At 72.6% G+C, this 16,010-nt stretch carries 8 protein-coding genes; 7 read left to right on the top strand and 1 reads right to left on the bottom strand.

Translation table 11 applies throughout. From position 1 onward, the window contains the following. Nucleotides 1-862 (top strand): MFS transporter (locus tag ACF1DX_RS08870; protein ID WP_391790508.1); only part of this gene is annotated, 862 nt, incomplete at its 5' end. 289 nt (nt 863-1,151) lie between these two features. Here ACF1DX_RS08870 and ACF1DX_RS08865 read toward each other — a convergent pair. Next, nucleotides 1,152-4,436, bottom strand: a complete 3,285-nt coding sequence (locus tag ACF1DX_RS08865; protein ID WP_391790507.1) for a GH92 family glycosyl hydrolase — start codon at nt 4,434-4,436, stop codon at nt 1,152-1,154. 389 nt (nt 4,437-4,825) lie between these two features. On the opposite strand from ACF1DX_RS08865, the gene ACF1DX_RS08860 reads away from it, so the two are divergent. The 6 genes from ACF1DX_RS08860 (at nt 4,826) to ACF1DX_RS08835 (ending at nt 16,009) form a co-directional block, all read left to right on the top strand. Then, entirely contained in the window at nt 4,826-6,655 is a 1,830-nt protein-coding gene (locus ACF1DX_RS08860; RefSeq protein WP_391790506.1) for a gamma-glutamyltransferase family protein, read from the top strand. Nucleotides 6,656-6,755: 100 nt separating this feature from the next. Beyond that, a complete protein-coding gene (locus ACF1DX_RS08855; RefSeq protein WP_391790505.1) occupies nt 6,756-7,601 on the top strand; it encodes an inositol monophosphatase family protein in 846 nt (281 codons plus the stop codon). A 102-nt stretch (nt 7,602-7,703) separates the two neighbouring features. Beyond that, the gene (locus ACF1DX_RS08850; protein WP_391790504.1) at nt 7,704-9,113 is read left to right on the top strand and encodes a phytoene desaturase family protein; all 1,410 of its coding nucleotides are present in this window, start codon (nt 7,704-7,706) and stop codon (nt 9,111-9,113) included. Further along, nucleotides 9,110-9,622: an O-acetyl-ADP-ribose deacetylase gene (locus ACF1DX_RS08845; RefSeq protein ID WP_391790503.1), complete on the top strand. Its 513-nt coding sequence runs from the start codon at nt 9,110-9,112 to the stop codon at nt 9,620-9,622. Before ACF1DX_RS08850 ends, ACF1DX_RS08845 begins: the two co-directional genes overlap by 4 nt. A gap of 636 nt (nt 9,623-10,258) precedes the next feature. Further along, complete coding sequence (locus ACF1DX_RS08840; protein ID WP_391790502.1) at nt 10,259-11,599, top strand: ricin-type beta-trefoil lectin domain protein; 1,341 nt, start codon at nt 10,259-10,261, stop codon at nt 11,597-11,599. Between the two features lie 486 nt (nt 11,600-12,085). Further along, nucleotides 12,086-16,009, top strand: a complete 3,924-nt coding sequence (locus ACF1DX_RS08835; RefSeq protein WP_391790501.1) for a glycoside hydrolase family 2 TIM barrel-domain containing protein — start codon at nt 12,086-12,088, stop codon at nt 16,007-16,009. Nucleotide 16,010 lies beyond the last annotated feature (1 nt).

Below are 16,010 nucleotides of genomic sequence, written 5' to 3'. Positions count from 1 at the left end.
CGGGGCGCGGCCCCCCGCCGGGGGGGGGGGGGGGGGGGGGGGGGGGCCCGCGGGGGGGGGGGGGGGGGGGGGGGGGGGGCCGCCCCCCCCCCCCCCCCCCCCCACCACGGTGGTCTGCTTCTTTGCGTCGGTCCTGATGTGCCGCCGGCTCTCCCCCGTGCCGCCCGCCGAGCACGCCGCCAAGCCGTCGCTGCGCGGCATCGCCGAAGGGGCCAGGTACGCCTGGTCACGGCCGGTGCTCCTCGGCACGTACGCGGTGGACCTGGCGGCGATGTTCTTCGCCTTCCCCAACACGATCTTCCCCTTCCTCGCCGACGAGCTCGACGCCGACTGGTCGCTGGGCCTGATGTACTCGGCGGGAGCCGTCGGGTCGCTGCTGCTCAGCCTCACCAGCGGCTGGGTGTCCCGGACGCAACGGCACGGCCTGCTGGTGGTGTTCGGCGCCGCCGGCTGGGGCCTGGCCATGGCGGCGGCCGGCTGGACGTCGAACGTCTGGCTGGTCCTGGCGTGCCTCGGTCTGGCGGGAGCGGGGGACATGCTCAGCGGGCTGGGCCGCTCGACCATCTGGAACCAGACCATCCCCGACCGGCTGCGCGGCCGGCTCGCCGGCATCGAGGTCCTCTCCTACAGCGTCGGTCCCCAGCTCGGCCAGGTCCGCGCCGGGGCGATGGCCGGCTGGACCGGCGCCCGCCCGGCGATCTGGACGGGCGGACTCGCGTGCGTCGCGGCGGTGGGCCTGCTCGCCGCCGCGCTGCCGAAGCTCGTCAGCTACGACGCCCGCACCGACGAGGACGCCCGCCGCCGCGCCGGCGAGGGCACCGCGACCACACCTGGCCGTGAGGACGTCGGCGCCGACCGGTGACCCGCCGCCCGGGCAGGTCCCGACGGACGGGCGACGTCGCCGGCGTGCGGAGGAGAGGTCCCACAGCGGGACGCACGGCGACCGCAGGACCCTGGCGGGGCAGGGGGATCAGCCACCTGAGCCATCGAGGGCAGCCGGCATGAGAACCATCCCCGCCCCACCCGCGCGGTCCCGGAGCCGCGAACCCGTGGGACGCCCTCAAGAAGGTGGGCAACGTGACCGCCACGGTCACGCTGCCCACCGAGCGGCCTCCCGACCGGGAGGCGAGGGCCGACGAACGTACGGAGTCCTACCCGAGGGTCATCGCGTAGATCTGCACCCGGGAATCGTCCGGCAGGCCGACGGAACGCACGGTCTTCGACGCGTCGAGGCCCGCGGAGGAACCGAACAGCCGCACCGGCGGGCCGTCCACGCCCTGCCCGCGCTTGATCCGGTGCGGCATCTCCAGTGTCACGGAGCCGCCCTGCGGTGCCGATCCCGCCCAGTCGCCCACGGTGACCGGCAGTTCGGCGGTGGTCCCGTCGGTGTAGCGGACGGTGAGCACGGTCGTCACCGGGCCGTGGTGGGCCGCGGCGACCAGACGCAGCGCGCCGTACGACCCGGCCGGGAGCAGCATGGCCTGACCGCGGGCCTCGACGAAGTTCGCGGCCGTTCCGGAGGGATCGGGGGCGTCGTAGGTCACGCCGTCCCAGGCGACCGGACCCGCCGCGGGCAGCAGATCACCGTCGTAGCTCCATCCCCCTCCGTCGAAGTCGCCCTCGCCGGACGCCGCGACGGTCGCGGTTCCGTCGTGGTTCAGCTCCTTGCCGAGGTCCACGGCACACTGTCCGTCGGCGTCCGCCGCGCAGCGGGCCGCGGCGCGCACCTCGATGGTGGCGGTCCGTTCCACACCCTTCACGCCCTTCGCGTCCGCCGTGATCCGCACGGTGTACGTACCCGGTGCGGTTCCGGCCGGCACGGTCACGTCCACCGCCGCGGTCCGCTGGACCGGAAGCCGGTGGGACGTGAGCGAGAAGGGCTTGGAGGTCCTCACGGTCCAGCCGCCGGGGGCCTTCGCGTCCACGTCGACCCGCAGCGTGCCGGGGGACTGGCCCAGCACGTCCAGGTTCAGCCGGACGCTCTGCGCGCTGTCGGCCGTCGGCAGGACGTCGGAGCCGGTGCGGAGCGACGCGTCGAGGTGCCGGCGGGAGTCGGCCGCCGCGCGGTTCACGGACGGCGGCTCCGCCGCCTTGCCCGTACCCCACGCCGACGGCTTGCCGCTCATCTCGAAGGCGAGGGTTCCGCCCTTGGCGACCGCGTCCCAGTCCAGCCAGGTCCTGCGCAGGTTCCTCCCGTCGAACTCCGCCCGCTTCACGTAGCGTTCGGTGTCGCTCGTACCCGGAGCCCTCACGGTCAGGGTGCCGCCCTGCTGCTTCCCGTAGGCGCCGATGCGGATGACCGCCGACGGGAACTGCGGGCTGGAGACGGCGAGGAAGTCACCACCGTTCGTCGTCGGGTACAGGCCGAGGGACGAGAAGACGTACCAGGCCGACATGGTGCCCAGATCGTCATTGCCGGTCATGCCGTCGGGCCCGTCCGTGAAGAGCGTCATCGCGGCGCGCACCACGGTGGCGGTCTTGGCGGGCGCCCCGGCCCACAAGTACATGTACGGGGAGTGCAGATCGGGCTCGTTGTTCGGGTTGTAGGTCGGCTTCCCGTAGTAGTCGTACGGTGCCGAGATCCAGTCCTCGCGAGCGGCTTCGGCGGGATCCGCGAGGAGCTTGTCGTACGCGAAGAAGGCGTCGAGCCGCTTCTCGGTCTCCCGCCTGCCGCCCATCAGGGACACCAGCCCGGCCGGGTCCTGGGGCACCAGCCACTGGTACTGGTAGGCGCCGCCCTCATGGAACTGGTGGCCCGCCTCCACGGGGTCGTACGGCGTCAGCCAGGTGCCGTCGGTCGTACGCGGCCGGAACTGCCCGATGGAGGAGTCCCACAGGTTCCGGTACCACTGACCGCGTGCCGCGAACACGCGGGCGTCCGCGGTGTGCCCCAGCCCCTTGGCCATCAGCGCCAGCGACGCGTCCGCCGCCGCGTACTCCAGGGTCGCCGAGGCGGGATGACGGCAGTCGTTGTCACCGCCCTTGTCCGGACAGTCCTTCCCCGGTTCCAGCCCGCTGGGTATGTAGCCGCGCTCCAGGTAATCGGTGATTCCCGCACGGCCGTTGTAGGGGGAGTCGTCCGGCGGCGTGGCGAGGGCGTTCTTCCGCAGGAGCGCGTACGCCTCCTCCTCGTGGCCCGCGAGCAGGCCCTTGGACCACGCCTCGACGAGGAAGGGGGTCACCGGGTCACCGGTCATGATGTTGGTCTCGCTGTTGGCGAGCGACCAGCGCGGCAGCCAGCCGCCGTCCCGTCCGATCGCGACGACCGACAGCGCGACATCGCGGGCGACCTTCGGCTCCAGCATCTGGAGCAGTTGGTTCTGCGGCCGGTGGGTGTCCCACAGCGACAGGTTCTGGTAGGGCGTGAACCCGGACGCGGTATGGGTCTTCCCGTCGAAGCCGGCGTACCGGCCGTCGACGTCACCGGCCAGGTTCGGGTGCAGTTGCGCGTGGTAGAGGGCCGTGTAGAAAGCACGTTGCCGCTCGGCCGGCCCACCGCCGATCCTGACGGCGGCCAACTGCCGCTCCCAGGTGGCGTGCAGCGCCGCGCGGGTGGCGTCGAAGTCGTACGAGTCGTCCGTCTCCGCCTTCAGGTTCTTCCGGGCGCCCTCGATGCCCGTGTAGGAAAGGCCCACCTTGACGACGACGTCACGGTCGGTTCCGGCGTCGAAGGTCACCCAGGCGCCGTTGCCGCCCTCGCCGGCCGCGTCCCGCTCACCGGGGGCGGGGGTGGTGCCCCGCCAGGTGCCGTGCGAGGCGAACGGCCTGTCGAAGGCCGCCGTGAAGTAGACGGTGTGCCGGTCCTTGCCCGCGCAGAAGTTGCCCGCCTCGACCCGGCCCTCGACCGTCCGGTCGCCGACGACATGCACCTCCGAGCTGTACACCCGCTGGTTGGCCTTGCCCGTGTTGAAGAGGACGTTGGCGCGGTCGGTCGAGGGGAAGGTGTAGCGCTGCCATCCCGTGCGGGGTGTGGCAGTCAGTTCGGCGTCGATGCCGTACGTCTTCAACCCGACGCGGTAGTAGCCGGGTTCGGCGTCCTCGTCGTCGTGGGAAAAGGTCGAGCGGTAGGCGTCCGGGTCGACGGTGTCGACCGCTCCGGTCGTCGGCATGAGCGGCAGCTCACCCATCACGGAGCAGCCGACGCCGGAGAGGTGGGTCTGGCTGAACCCGTGGATCCTGTCCTGCTGGTAGTCATAGCCTCCCTGGCCGCCGGTGTCCGGGCTGACCTGGACCATGCCGAAGGGGGCACTCGCGCCGGGAAAGGTGTTGCCGAAGTTCTGTGTGCCGATGAACGGGTTGACCAGGGAAGTGGGTTGAGGATCGGCCGCGGTGGTCTGGGCGACGGCCGGCACCGGTCCCAGGGCGCCGCCGGCGACGAGCAGTGCGGCGAGGACCGTCGATGCGCGGTGACGCCATCGGCGGAGGGGTCTGTGCATGGAAAGGGTCTCCTGTTCCTCACCCGTCATGTGCTGCGCGACATGAGAGGTGATCTCCGAGCGACGGACGGAGCGGGCGCCTTCGACCGGTCACACGTGCGGTGCTCGGGCGGGGGCGGGGGACACGCACCCCGGCCTGGGCCGGTCGGTTCGTGCGCAGGTCATCGATGTGAGCCTCCCCTCGCAGTGCGATCAGCGGCATCCGGCTGGACGGAAGCGGACTAGATCACGCGTCTGACATCGTTGTCAATACTTCTGACGCCGACTGGTCCCTGCCACGTGCGGGCGAGAACGAGGAGTTGACCTCGCGCCTTCTCTTTCCAAGATCTCCCCCCGGGACGTTTGATGTGGGGCAGGCCGGCCGGCGCACGCAGACACCGAGGTGAGAGATGCAGTTCACCACCCGCCCCACCCTCCAGGGCACCTTCGGCATGGTGTCCTCCACCCACTGGCTGGCTTCGCAGTCGGCGATGGCCGTGCTGGAGGACGGCGGCAACGCCTATGACGCCGCCGTGGCCGGAGCCTTCGTCCTGCACGTCGTCGAACCGCACCTCAACGGACCCGCCGGCGAGGTGCCGATCCTGCTCGCCCCGGCCGGCGGTGAGGTACGGGTGCTGTGCGGGCAGGGCGTCGCCCCGGCCGGGGCGACCGTCGCCCACTACCGAGGGCTCGGCCTGGACCTCGTCCCCGGCACCGGACCGCTCGCCGCGGCCGTGCCCGGCGCCTTCGACGCCTGGATGCTCCTGCTGCGCGACCACGGCACCAAGACCCTCGCCGACGTCCTGAAGTACGCCATCGGGTACGCCGAGGACGGGCACCCACCCGTGGAGCGGGTCGGACGGACCGTCGAGACCGTACGCGAGCTGTTCGAGACGGAGTGGACCTCCTCGGCCGAGGTGTACCTGCCCGGCGGCCGGTCCCCGCGCCCCGGTGAGCCGTTCCGTAACCCCGCCCTCGCCGCCACCTGGAAGCGGCTGCTCGCCGAGGCCGCCGGGGCGGGCGGCCGGGAGGCGCAGATCGACGCCGCGCGGGAGGTGTGGCGGACCGGGTTCATCGCCGAGGCCCTGGTCCGGCAGTCCGGGCGGCCCACCATGGACACCAGCGGCGAACGCCACACCGGCACCCTGACCGCCGCCGACCTCGCCGGCTGGTCCGCGACCTACGAGACCCCGGTGACGTACGACTGGAACGGCTGGACCGTGTGCAAGGCCGGCCCCTGGAGCCAGGGCCCGGTCCTGCTCCAGCAACTCGCCCTGCTCCCGCCGGAACTGCCCCGCTACGGCTCCGCCGAGTACGTGCACCTGCTGATCGAGGGCTGCAAGCTCGCCATGGCCGACCGCGAGGCCTGGTACGGGGACGCGGCCGAGGTGCCGCTCGACGACCTGCTGTCGGACGGGTACAACGCCGAGCGGCGGACCGGGGTCGGCCCCCGCGCCTCCCACGAGCTGCGGCCCGGCAGCCCCGGCGGGCGCACTCCGCGGCTGAGTGCCCACGCGCGCGTGGTGGTCACCGAGGAGCCCGGCTTCGGCCCGATGGGCGTCGGGGAGCCCACCGTCGCCAAGAGCCCGACCTCCCCCGTGCCCGGCGAACCCGACGTCCTTGCCGACGGCGGCACCCGCGGCGACACCTGCCACCTGGACGTCGTCGACCGCTGGGGCAACATGATCGCGGCCACCCCCAGCGGCGGCTGGCTCCAGTCCAACCCCGTCGTGCCCGAACTGGGCTTCCCGCTCGGCACCCGGCTGCAGATGACCTGGCTGGAGGAGGGGCTGCCGGGCACGCTCACCCCCGGCCGCCGCCCCCGCACCACCCTCACCCCGTCCATGGCCCTGCGCGACGGGGTGCCCGTCATGGCGTTCGGCACGCCCGGCGGGGACCAGCAGGACCAGTGGCAGCTCCACTTCTTCCTCGCCGTCGCCCTGCGCGAGCGGGTGCGCGGCGGACTCGACCTCCAGGGCGCCATCGACGCCCCCAACTGGCACAACGACAGCTTCCCCGGCTCCTTCTTCCCGCGCGGCATGCGCCCCGGCAGCGTCACCGTCGAGTCCCGCACGGACCCGGCGGTGGTGGAGGCGCTCCGCCGCCGCGGCCACGAGGTGACCGTCGGTGACGCCTGGTCGGAGGGCCGGCTCTGCGCGGTCGCCCGGGACCCGGCCACCGGCGTCCTCTCCGCGGCGGCCAACCCGCGCGGCATGCAGGGCTACGCGGTGGGCCGCTGAGCCCATGACACCGTGGGCGGGCACCCCATTTTCATCCCGATTCCACCCGCTGTGCACCGGGCGGGCGGGGATTGTCAGTGGCGCGTGCTCTCATGGAGGCATGATCGAGACCCACGAAACCATCGACGAGTTTCTCACCCGGCACACCTCCGACGTGGAGGAACTGGTCCGCAAGGCCGCGGCGCAGGAGATCGTGCCGCGCTGGCGGCGGCTCGCCGAGCACGAGGTGGACCTCAAGACCGGCCCGCACGACCTGGTGACGGACGCCGACCGCAACGCCGAGCTGTATCTCACGGACGCCCTCCCCGCCCTGCTGCCCGGCTCCGTCGTGGTCGGCGAGGAGGCGGTGCACGCCGACCCGGCGTCGTACGAGGCGATACAGGGCGACACGCCTGTGTGGATCGTCGACCCCGTCGACGGCACCCGCCAGTTCGTACGCGGCGAAACCGGCTTCTGCACCCTGGTCGCCCTCGCGTGGCGCGGAGTCGTCCACGCCTCCTGGACCTACGCCCCCGCCCGCGAGCAGTTCGCCACGGCCGTACGGGGACGGGGCGCGCACCTCGACGGCGAGCCGCTGCGTGCGGGCTCCCCGGAACCCGGCCGCGACCTGCGCGTGGCCACCTCCCACCCGGACTACACCACGGACGAACAGAAGCGCGCCCTGCTCGGCCTGTGGACGGACGGGGTGGCACCCCGGGCCTGCGGCTCGGCCGGTCTGGAGTACCTGGCCATCGCCCGCGGCGAATTGGACGCCACCGCGTTCTCCTGGGAAGCAGCCTGGGACCACGCGGCCGGTCTGCTCCTCGTGGAGGAGGCGGGCGGCACCCACCTCACGCGCGCGGGTGAGCCCTTCGGCATCAGGGGCGGCAACACCCTGCCCTTCACCGCGGCCCGGGACGAGGCCACGGCCCGCCGGGTGGTGGAACTGCTGACGGACGGAGCCTGATGCCGCGCCCCTCTCCGGAGGCCCCGGGAGGACGCCGGCGGCCCGGCATATCCTGATCCCCCAGTGGCCGTCGGCTGACGAAGGAGTCCGAAGGTGCCGTCGATGCTCGATGCGGTCGTGGTGGGTGCGGGGCCGAACGGGCTGACCGCTGCCGTGGAGCTGGCCCGGCGCGGCTTCTCGGTGGCCCTGTTCGAGGCGATGGGCACCGTGGGCGGCGGCGCCCGCACCGAGGAACTCACCCTCCCCGGCTTCCGCCACGACCCCTGCTCCGCCGCCCACCCCCTCGCCGTCAACTCACCCGCGTTCCGCGCGCTGCCCCTGGAGCGCTACGGACTGGAATGGCTGCACCCGGAACTCCCCATGGCGCACCCCTTCCCCGACGGCACGGCGGCCGTGCTGTCCCGGTCGGTCGGGGAGACGGCCGCCTCCTTCGGTCCGCGTGACGCCGGCGCGTACCGCCGGCTCGTCGAGCCCTTCCTGCCCAAGTGGGACACCCTGGCCCGCGACTTCATGTCCCTGCCGATGACCGCGCTGCCCCGCGACCCGGTCACCCTCGCCCGTTTCGGTCTGCTCGGCCTGCCCCCGTCGACGTGGCTCACGCGCCGCTTCCGCGACGAGCGGGCCCGCACCCTGTTCGCCGGTCTTGTCGCCCATGTCATGGCCCCCCTCGGCGGCTTCGCCACCGGTGCCGTCGGCCTGGTCTTCGCCCTCGCCGCGCACGCCCGCGGCTGGCCGGTCGCCCGCGGCGGCTCCCAGGCCATCTCCGACGCCCTCGCCGCGTACCTGAAGGACCTCGGCGGCAGCGTCCACACCGACTACGAGGTCAAGCGCCTCGACGACCTGCCGCCGGCCCGGGCGTACGTCTTCGACACCTCGCCCACCGCCCTGGCCCGCATCGCCGGCTTCGGCAGCCACTACGCGAACTACCGTTACGGCCCCGGCGTCTTCAAGATCGACTACGCGCTGGACGGCCCCGTGCCGTGGACCGCGCCGCAGGCCCGCACCGCCGGCACCGTGCAGATCGGCGCGGACAGCGACGAGATCGGCGCCGCCCTGCGCGCCGCCTCCCGCGAGGGCCGCGCCCCCGACGCGCCGTTCCTCATCACCGTGCAGCCCGGCGTCGCCGACCCCACCCGCGCCCCGGCCGGCAAGCACGTCTTCTGGGCCTACGGACATGTGCCCAACGGCTGGACCGGCGACCTCACCGACGCCATCGAACGCCAACTGGAGCGCTACGCCCCCGGCTTCCGCGACCGCGTCCTGGCCCGCGCCACCGCGGGACCGCCCGAACTCGCCGCCCGCAACGCCAACTACGTCGGCGGCGACATCGCCACCGGCGCGGTCTCCGGACTCCAGCTCCTGCTGCGCCCCAAACTCTCCCTGTTCCCCTACGCGACCCCGCACCCGGCCGTCTTCATCTGCTCGTCGGCCACCCCACCCGGCCCCGGTGTGCACGGCATGTCGGGACACAACGCGGCGAAGGCCGTGTGGAGGAGGCTGCGACAACCATGACCCCCACCCTCACGCTCGTCCAGGGCGACATCACCGATCAGAGCGCCGACGCGATCGTCAACGCGGCCAACTCCTCCCTGCTGGGCGGCGGGGGCGTCGACGGCGCCATCCACCGCCGGGGCGGTCCGGAGATCCTGGCGGAGTGCCGCGCCCTGCGCGCCTCGCGGTACGGCAAGGGCCTGCCCACCGGCCAGGCGGTCGCCACCACCGCCGGCCGCCTCGACGCACGCTGGGTGATCCACACCGTCGGCCCGGTGCATCAGGGACCGGGCAGCGATTCCGCGCCGCTCGCCTCCTGCTACCGGGAGTCGCTCCGCGTGGCCGACGAACTGGGCGCCCGGACGGTCGCGTTCCCGGCGATCTCCACGGGCGTCTACCGGTGGCCGATGGACGACGCGGCCCGCATCGCGGTGGAGACGGTGCGGAATGCGCCGACCGCCGTCGAGGAGGTGAGGTTCGTCCTCTTCGACGACCGGGCGTACGAGGCCTTCGTCCGGCGACTCGGCTGACGGGAACCACGGCGAGCCCGCGGAGAACCAGCCGCGGCGGAGCGGCCGTGCGCTGCGGGACGGGGAAAAGGTGACCAGGAGGGTACGCGCAGGGGCCGGCGGCGTGACATCTCGGACGGTCTGCCGGCCACCCGCCCTCGCTACAGTGCCGCAGTGGCCGTAAACCGATCCGATTCCGCCGTCCTGGACGAGAGGGGGGCGGCACTTCGTGCAGGGTGTGGTGTCCCGCGAGGACGGGGGACGGCACGGGGCCGATCCGTTCCCCTGCGCCCGGAGCCATGCCTTCCGGCCTCTCCGGCCCCCGCCCGTCCACGTCGTGGTGCCCGGCACCCCACCGGACGACAGCTGACGCTGCCACGTACCGGGTGCGGCCGGTGCTCTCCGAGGCCGGGCACGAGTGAACGGACCGGCCCTGCCCGGCCGGACGGATCGTCGATGCCCGGGAGCTGAAGGGGGATCGTCCCGGACGGCGTCGTACTCATCACCTCCCCGGCGGAACGCTCTTCGTGCAGCAGCCGTCTACGCCCGGTGGCGGCCGGTGGTGTTCCGAACCCGGCACCGTGCCCCGGCCGCGGGGCACCGCGAGCGTGCGGCCGCCGTGCGGCAGACAACCGTGAGACCGAAGGAGAACGAGCAATGTCACGCCAGAACAGACCGGGCGGCGGCGAGTCCGCCCGCCCGCCCGGCACCGATGACGGACCACCGGTGCGCCGCGCGGTGGTGCTGTCCTCGATGGGCGACGACGTGGAGCAGGCCGTGCTGAGGCCCGCCCCGCGCCGTGGCACGGCCACCACGAGCGCCACCGCCGCCGCCACCGCCGCCGAAGGCACCGCAAGGACCGGCGAGACCGGCCGGGGTGAGACGGAAACCCTCCCCACGGCCACTGCCGAGGCCGAGGCCGAGTCCGGGACGGCCCCGGCCGCGAACGAGCCGGAGGCACGGGGAGAGGCCGCGGAACCGGGCACGGACCGCGGGGAACGGCCGGAGACGGCGGCGGGCGCCGCCACACCGGCCCGCACCGCGTCACCGGGCGGCACCGCAGCCCCCTTGTCCGGACTGGCTGCCGCACTCGGCGGCGCCCGCCGGTCCGGAGGGGCCGGAAGGGGGAGCGGCGACGGTGACGGCGACGGTGCGCTGGGGCGGCCGAAGGCCCCCCTGCTGGCCGCCGCCGGGATAGCCGGGGTGATCCTGCTCGCCGTACCTCTGCTGATCATGATCGGCGACGACCGGGATGATCGGCCCGGGGACCACGCCACCGCGGCCGCCGACTCCCGGGCGCTGTTCGACGGACAGGAGGCACAGCAGCCGCCGGGCGTCTATGCCGCGGAGCCCTCGAAGGACGACGCTCCGGCGGGTTCGTCGAAGGGCGGGGAAGGCGACGACGAGAAGGACGGCAAGAAGACGGAGGACAGCAGGAAGACGGAGGCGAAGGACGACGGCAAGGCGTCCCCGGACGGCTCCGACTCCCACCCCGACTCCGTCGCCGACGCAAGTCCGCAGGCCGCCTCGCAGAGGCAGAAGGAGGAGGGTACGGCGAAGGAGTCGGTCCAGCGGACCGAGAGCAAGGCGGACAGGACGGTCACCGTCGCCTCCGCCCGGATCGTCGGCGCCGGCACCGGCAAGTGCCTCACCGCGAGTTCCCGGGGAGTCGGGGCGGAACTGGTCATCCAGCCCTGCGGAGCCCCGGAGGGCGCCCAGATCTGGTCCTTCCACGACGACGACCGCACCCTGCGCATCGGCGAGGACCTGTGCATGGGGCTGGACGGCGGTTCGGTGGAGAAGGGCACGGCCATCCGGCTGCAGCGGTGCGACGGGTCGAGCGGGCAGAAGTTCAAGATCAACGCTACCGAGGACCTGGTGTCGCTCAAGGCCGGCGACAAGTGCGCCGACGTGTGGTGGGGCGAGGAGGCCGACGGCACGCCGGTCAAGCTGTGGCCCTGCACCGGCACCGCCAACCAGACCTGGCGACGCGGCTGACCCCGTCCCCCCCGTCCTGGAGGGCTGTCACCGACAGCCTGCCCGGGCGTAGGTGGTGACAGACCCTGGGTGCTTTCGCGCAGAGCGCGCGAGCGTCCGGGGTCTGTCCTTTCCGTGTGCGACCTTCCCCGGCGGACGATCGCAGCCGGTGCGCGGCACGCGGGTGCGCGAGACGCGGCGACGGCTGCTGCGCTCGCTCGAACCGGCCGGGCGGCACGGTCTGCGGGTGCACGCGGTGGTCACGGAACGGCCGGGTAGGAGGTGTGACGCGACCCGTCGAACCACCAGGACCGCACAAACCCCGACGGGATCATTGCTTCGGTTGTGTTCGAGTTCTAGGGTGTGGCTGGCTCAGTAGTTGCTCCGTCACCAACAGTTGTGATGTCCCCCTGCCGTAACGTCCCCCGCCCGGTGGCGCGTTGCAGGGAGAGTCCGACGTGCCCTCAGTCCGTGCAGTGCTCTGTCGTACCGAGGAAGGCCACGGTCATGCCGCACCCGCACCCGCACACGTCTCCCGCCGACCGATCCCCCCGCCCCGGACGGACGGTCGTCAGCCGCCGCCGGCTCCTGGAGTCCGGCGCCGCCGTGCTCGGCGCCCTCGCCCTGTCCGCGCCGCCCGGCGCCGCGCACGCGGCCGGCCGGCGGGCGGCGGCCGACACGCCCCCGGAGTGGAACGACTTCGGCGTCTTCCGGCTCGGCACCCAGCCGCCGCACACCACGCTCATGCCGTACGCGGACGTGCGCCAGGCCCTTACCGCCGACCGCACCCGCTCGCCCTACCGGCTGAGCCTCGACGGCACTTGGAAGTTCGCCTACGCCGACCGCCCCGAGGACCGGGACGCCGACTTCCACCGCACCGACACCGACGACACCGGCTGGGACACCATCCCGGTCCCGTCCGTGTGGCAACTGCACGGCCACGACTTCCCGATCTACCTGAACATCACCTACCCGTACTGGGGCCCCAACGGCCGCGGCGAGGACCCGCAGCCGCCCGCCGCCCCGACCCGCTACAACCCGGTCGGCCAGTACCGCCGCACCTTCACCGTCCCGCGCGACTGGAGAGGCCGCCGCACCTTCCTCCACTTCGAGGGCGTCAAGTCCGCCCACTACGTGTGGATCAACGGCGAACTCGTCGGCTACGACGAGGACTCCTACACGCCCTCCGAGTACGACATCACCGACCACCTGAAGTCCGGCACCAACCAGATCGCCGTGGAGGTGTACCGCTACGCCGACGGCGACTGGCTGGAGGACCAGGACATGATCCGGCTGAGCGGCATCTTCCGCTCGGTCTACCTCTACTCCACCCCGGCCGTGCACCTGCGCGACTTCAAGCTGGACACCCCGCTCGACGACACCTACACACAGGGCGAGTTGGCGGTCACCGCGAGCGTTCGGGCGTACGGCGGCGGCGAGTCGGGCCGGTACACCGTCGAGACCCAGCTGTACGACGCCCGCGGTCACGCCGTCTGGTCCCGTCCGCTCGAGCAGACCGCCGACCTCGGCACGGTCGGCGCCGGCGAGGACGTCACCGTACGGGCCTCGAAGGCCGTGACCCGGCCCCGGCTGTGGTCGGCCGAGCACCCGGACCTCTACACGGCCGTCCTCAGACTCCGCGACCCGGCGGGTCAGGTGATCGAAACCCTGTCCCACCGCGTCGGCTTCCGCGAATTCGCCCTCAAGGACGGGCTGATGCGGATCAACGGCAGACCCGTCTCCTTCCGCGGCACCAACCGCCACGAGATGCACCCCTCCCACGGCACCGCCCTCACCCGCGAGAACCTGGTCGAGGACATCGGGATCATCAAGCGGATGAACATCAACTCCGTCCGCACCTCGCACTACCCGAACAACCCGCTGTGGTACGAACTCGCCGACGAGTACGGCCTCTACCTCGTCGACGAGACCAACCTGGAGACCCACGGCATCCGTGACGAGTACCCGGGCGACCACCCGGAGTGGACGGCGGCCTGCGTCGCCCGCGCCCAGAACATGGTGCACCGCGACAAGAACCACCCCTCGGTGGTGATCTGGTCGCTGGGCAACGAGGCCGGCGGCGGCTCCACCTTCACCGCCATGCACGACTGGATCCGCTCCTACGACCCCACCCGTGTCATCCAGTACGAGGGCGACGACCGGCCGGGCATCAGCGACATCCGCTCCCGGATGTACGAGAGCCCGTCCCGCATCGAGGAGCGCGCCGCGGACACCGTCGACACCCGGCCGTACGTCATGATCGAGTACGCCCACGCGATGGGGAACTCCACCGGCAACTTCAAGAAGTACTGGGACGTCGTCCGCCGCCACGACGTCCTCCAGGGCGGCTGGATCTGGGACTTCGTCGACCAGTCCCTCTCCACGCCCGTCCCCGTCCGCACCCTGCTCACCGAGTCAGGACCGGCCGGCCTGCGCGGCGAGATCCTCGCCACCCGCGGCACACTCGACCGCGACAAGGGCCTGTCCGGCATCACGGTCTTCGAACGCGACGACAGCCTCGACCTCACGGGTTCACTGACCCTGGAGGCCTGGATCACCCCCGGGGTGACGGGCTATCACCAGCCGATCATCGCCAAGGGCGACACCCAGTACGCGCTCAAACAGAGCGGCCGTACCCTGGAGTTCTTCCTCTACGGCGGCGGGCAGTGGATCGCCGTCAACTGGACCGTGCCCGACGACTGGACCGGCCGCGAACACCATGTCGCGGGCGTCTTCGACGCGGACGCCGGCACGCTGACCCTGCACGTCGACGGCGCGGTGAAGGCCACCCGCACCACCGACCGGCGCCCCGAGAGCAACACCGCGCCGCTCGCGCTCGCCTCCGACGCCGACAACCAGACCCGCGAGTTCAGCGGCACCGTCCGCCGCGCCCGCGTCTACGCCCGCGCCCTCACCGCCGCCGAACTGACCTCGGACGACCGGGGACCCGGTGACGACGGCGTACGGTTCTGGTTCGACGCCGCCACCGTCGGGGTGGAGAAGAAGCGGCCCGAGGAGAAGCGGTTCCTCGCCTACGGCGGTGACTGGGGCGACAACCCCAACGACGGCGCTTTCGTCGCCGACGGCATCGTCACCGCCGACCGCGGCCACACCGGCAAGGCCGCCGAGGTCAAACGCGTCTACCAGGCGATCAACGCCGCCCGCGCCTCCGACGGCGGCGACCCCGGTGCCGTCACCCTCACCAACGAGTACCTGTTCACCAACCTCCTCGAGTTCGACGGCCGTTGGGAACTCGTCGCCGACGGCGAGGCCGTACGGCGCGGAAGGCTGACCCGGGACCAGCTCGACGTGCCGCCGCAGTCCGGCAAGGACATCACCCTGCCCGTACACCTGCCGAAGGACCCGGCCCCGGGGACGGAGTACTTCCTCCAGCTCTCCTTCACCACCAGGGAGCCCACGAAGTGGGCGAAGGCCGGCTTCGAGGTGGCCCGGCAGCAGCTCCCGCTCGACGCCGGAGGCCCGGCCGTGACCCCCGTACCGCTGTCGCGCGTCCCGGTCCTGCGCCACGAGAACCGCGACGACGACATCAGGGTCACCGGCAGGGACTTCTCGGTCACCGTCGACAAGAACACCGGCACCCTCACCTCCTACGAGGCGAAGGGCACCCGTCTGATCACCTCCGGACCGGTGCCCAACTTCTGGCGGGCGCCCACCGACAACGACCACGGCAACGGCCAGCACACCCGCAACCAGACCTGGCGCGACGCCGGCGCCCGCCGGAAGGTCACCGGCGTCACCGTACGCACCCTGGCCGACCGGGCCGTCGAGATCAAGGTCAGCGGCACCCTGCCCACCACCACCGAGTCGACGTACACCACCACCTGCACGGTGTTCGGCAACGGCGAGATCAAGGTCGACAACACCCTCCACCCGGGCGCGCCGGACCTGCCGTACATCCCGGAGGTCGGCACGCTGCTGTTCCTGCCGCGCCGCCTGGACCGCCTGCACTACTACGGACGCGGCCCCGAGGAGAACCACTGGGACCGCAACACCGGTACCGACGTGGGCCTTTACACGTCGACCGTGGCCGACCAGTGGACCCCCTACATCCGCCCGCAGGAGAACGGCAACAAGACCGACGTCCGCTGGGCCGCCCTGACCGACGGCAGCGGGCGCGGCCTGCTGGTGTCGGGCGAACCCCTCCTGGAGATCAACGCCTCGCACTTCACCCCGGAGGACCTGTCGGCCGGCGTCCGGCACGACTACCAGCTCACCCCGCGGGACGCGGTCGTGCTGCGGGTCAACCACCGTCAGATGGGCGTCGGCGGCGACAACAGCTGGGGCGCGCACACCCACGACGAGTTCAAGCTCTTCGCCGACCGGGACCACACCTACACCTACCGGCTGCGCCCGCTCACCGACGTGGCCGGGGCGACGGCGGCCTCGCGCCGGCCCACGGCGACCGAGTAGG

The organism is Streptomyces sp. NPDC014676 (assembly GCF_043084105.1).
Lineage (GTDB): Bacteria > Actinomycetota > Actinomycetes > Streptomycetales > Streptomycetaceae > Streptomyces.
The sequence above is the reverse complement of the archived record's forward strand: the minus strand, read 5'-3'. Positions and strand labels throughout refer to the sequence as shown.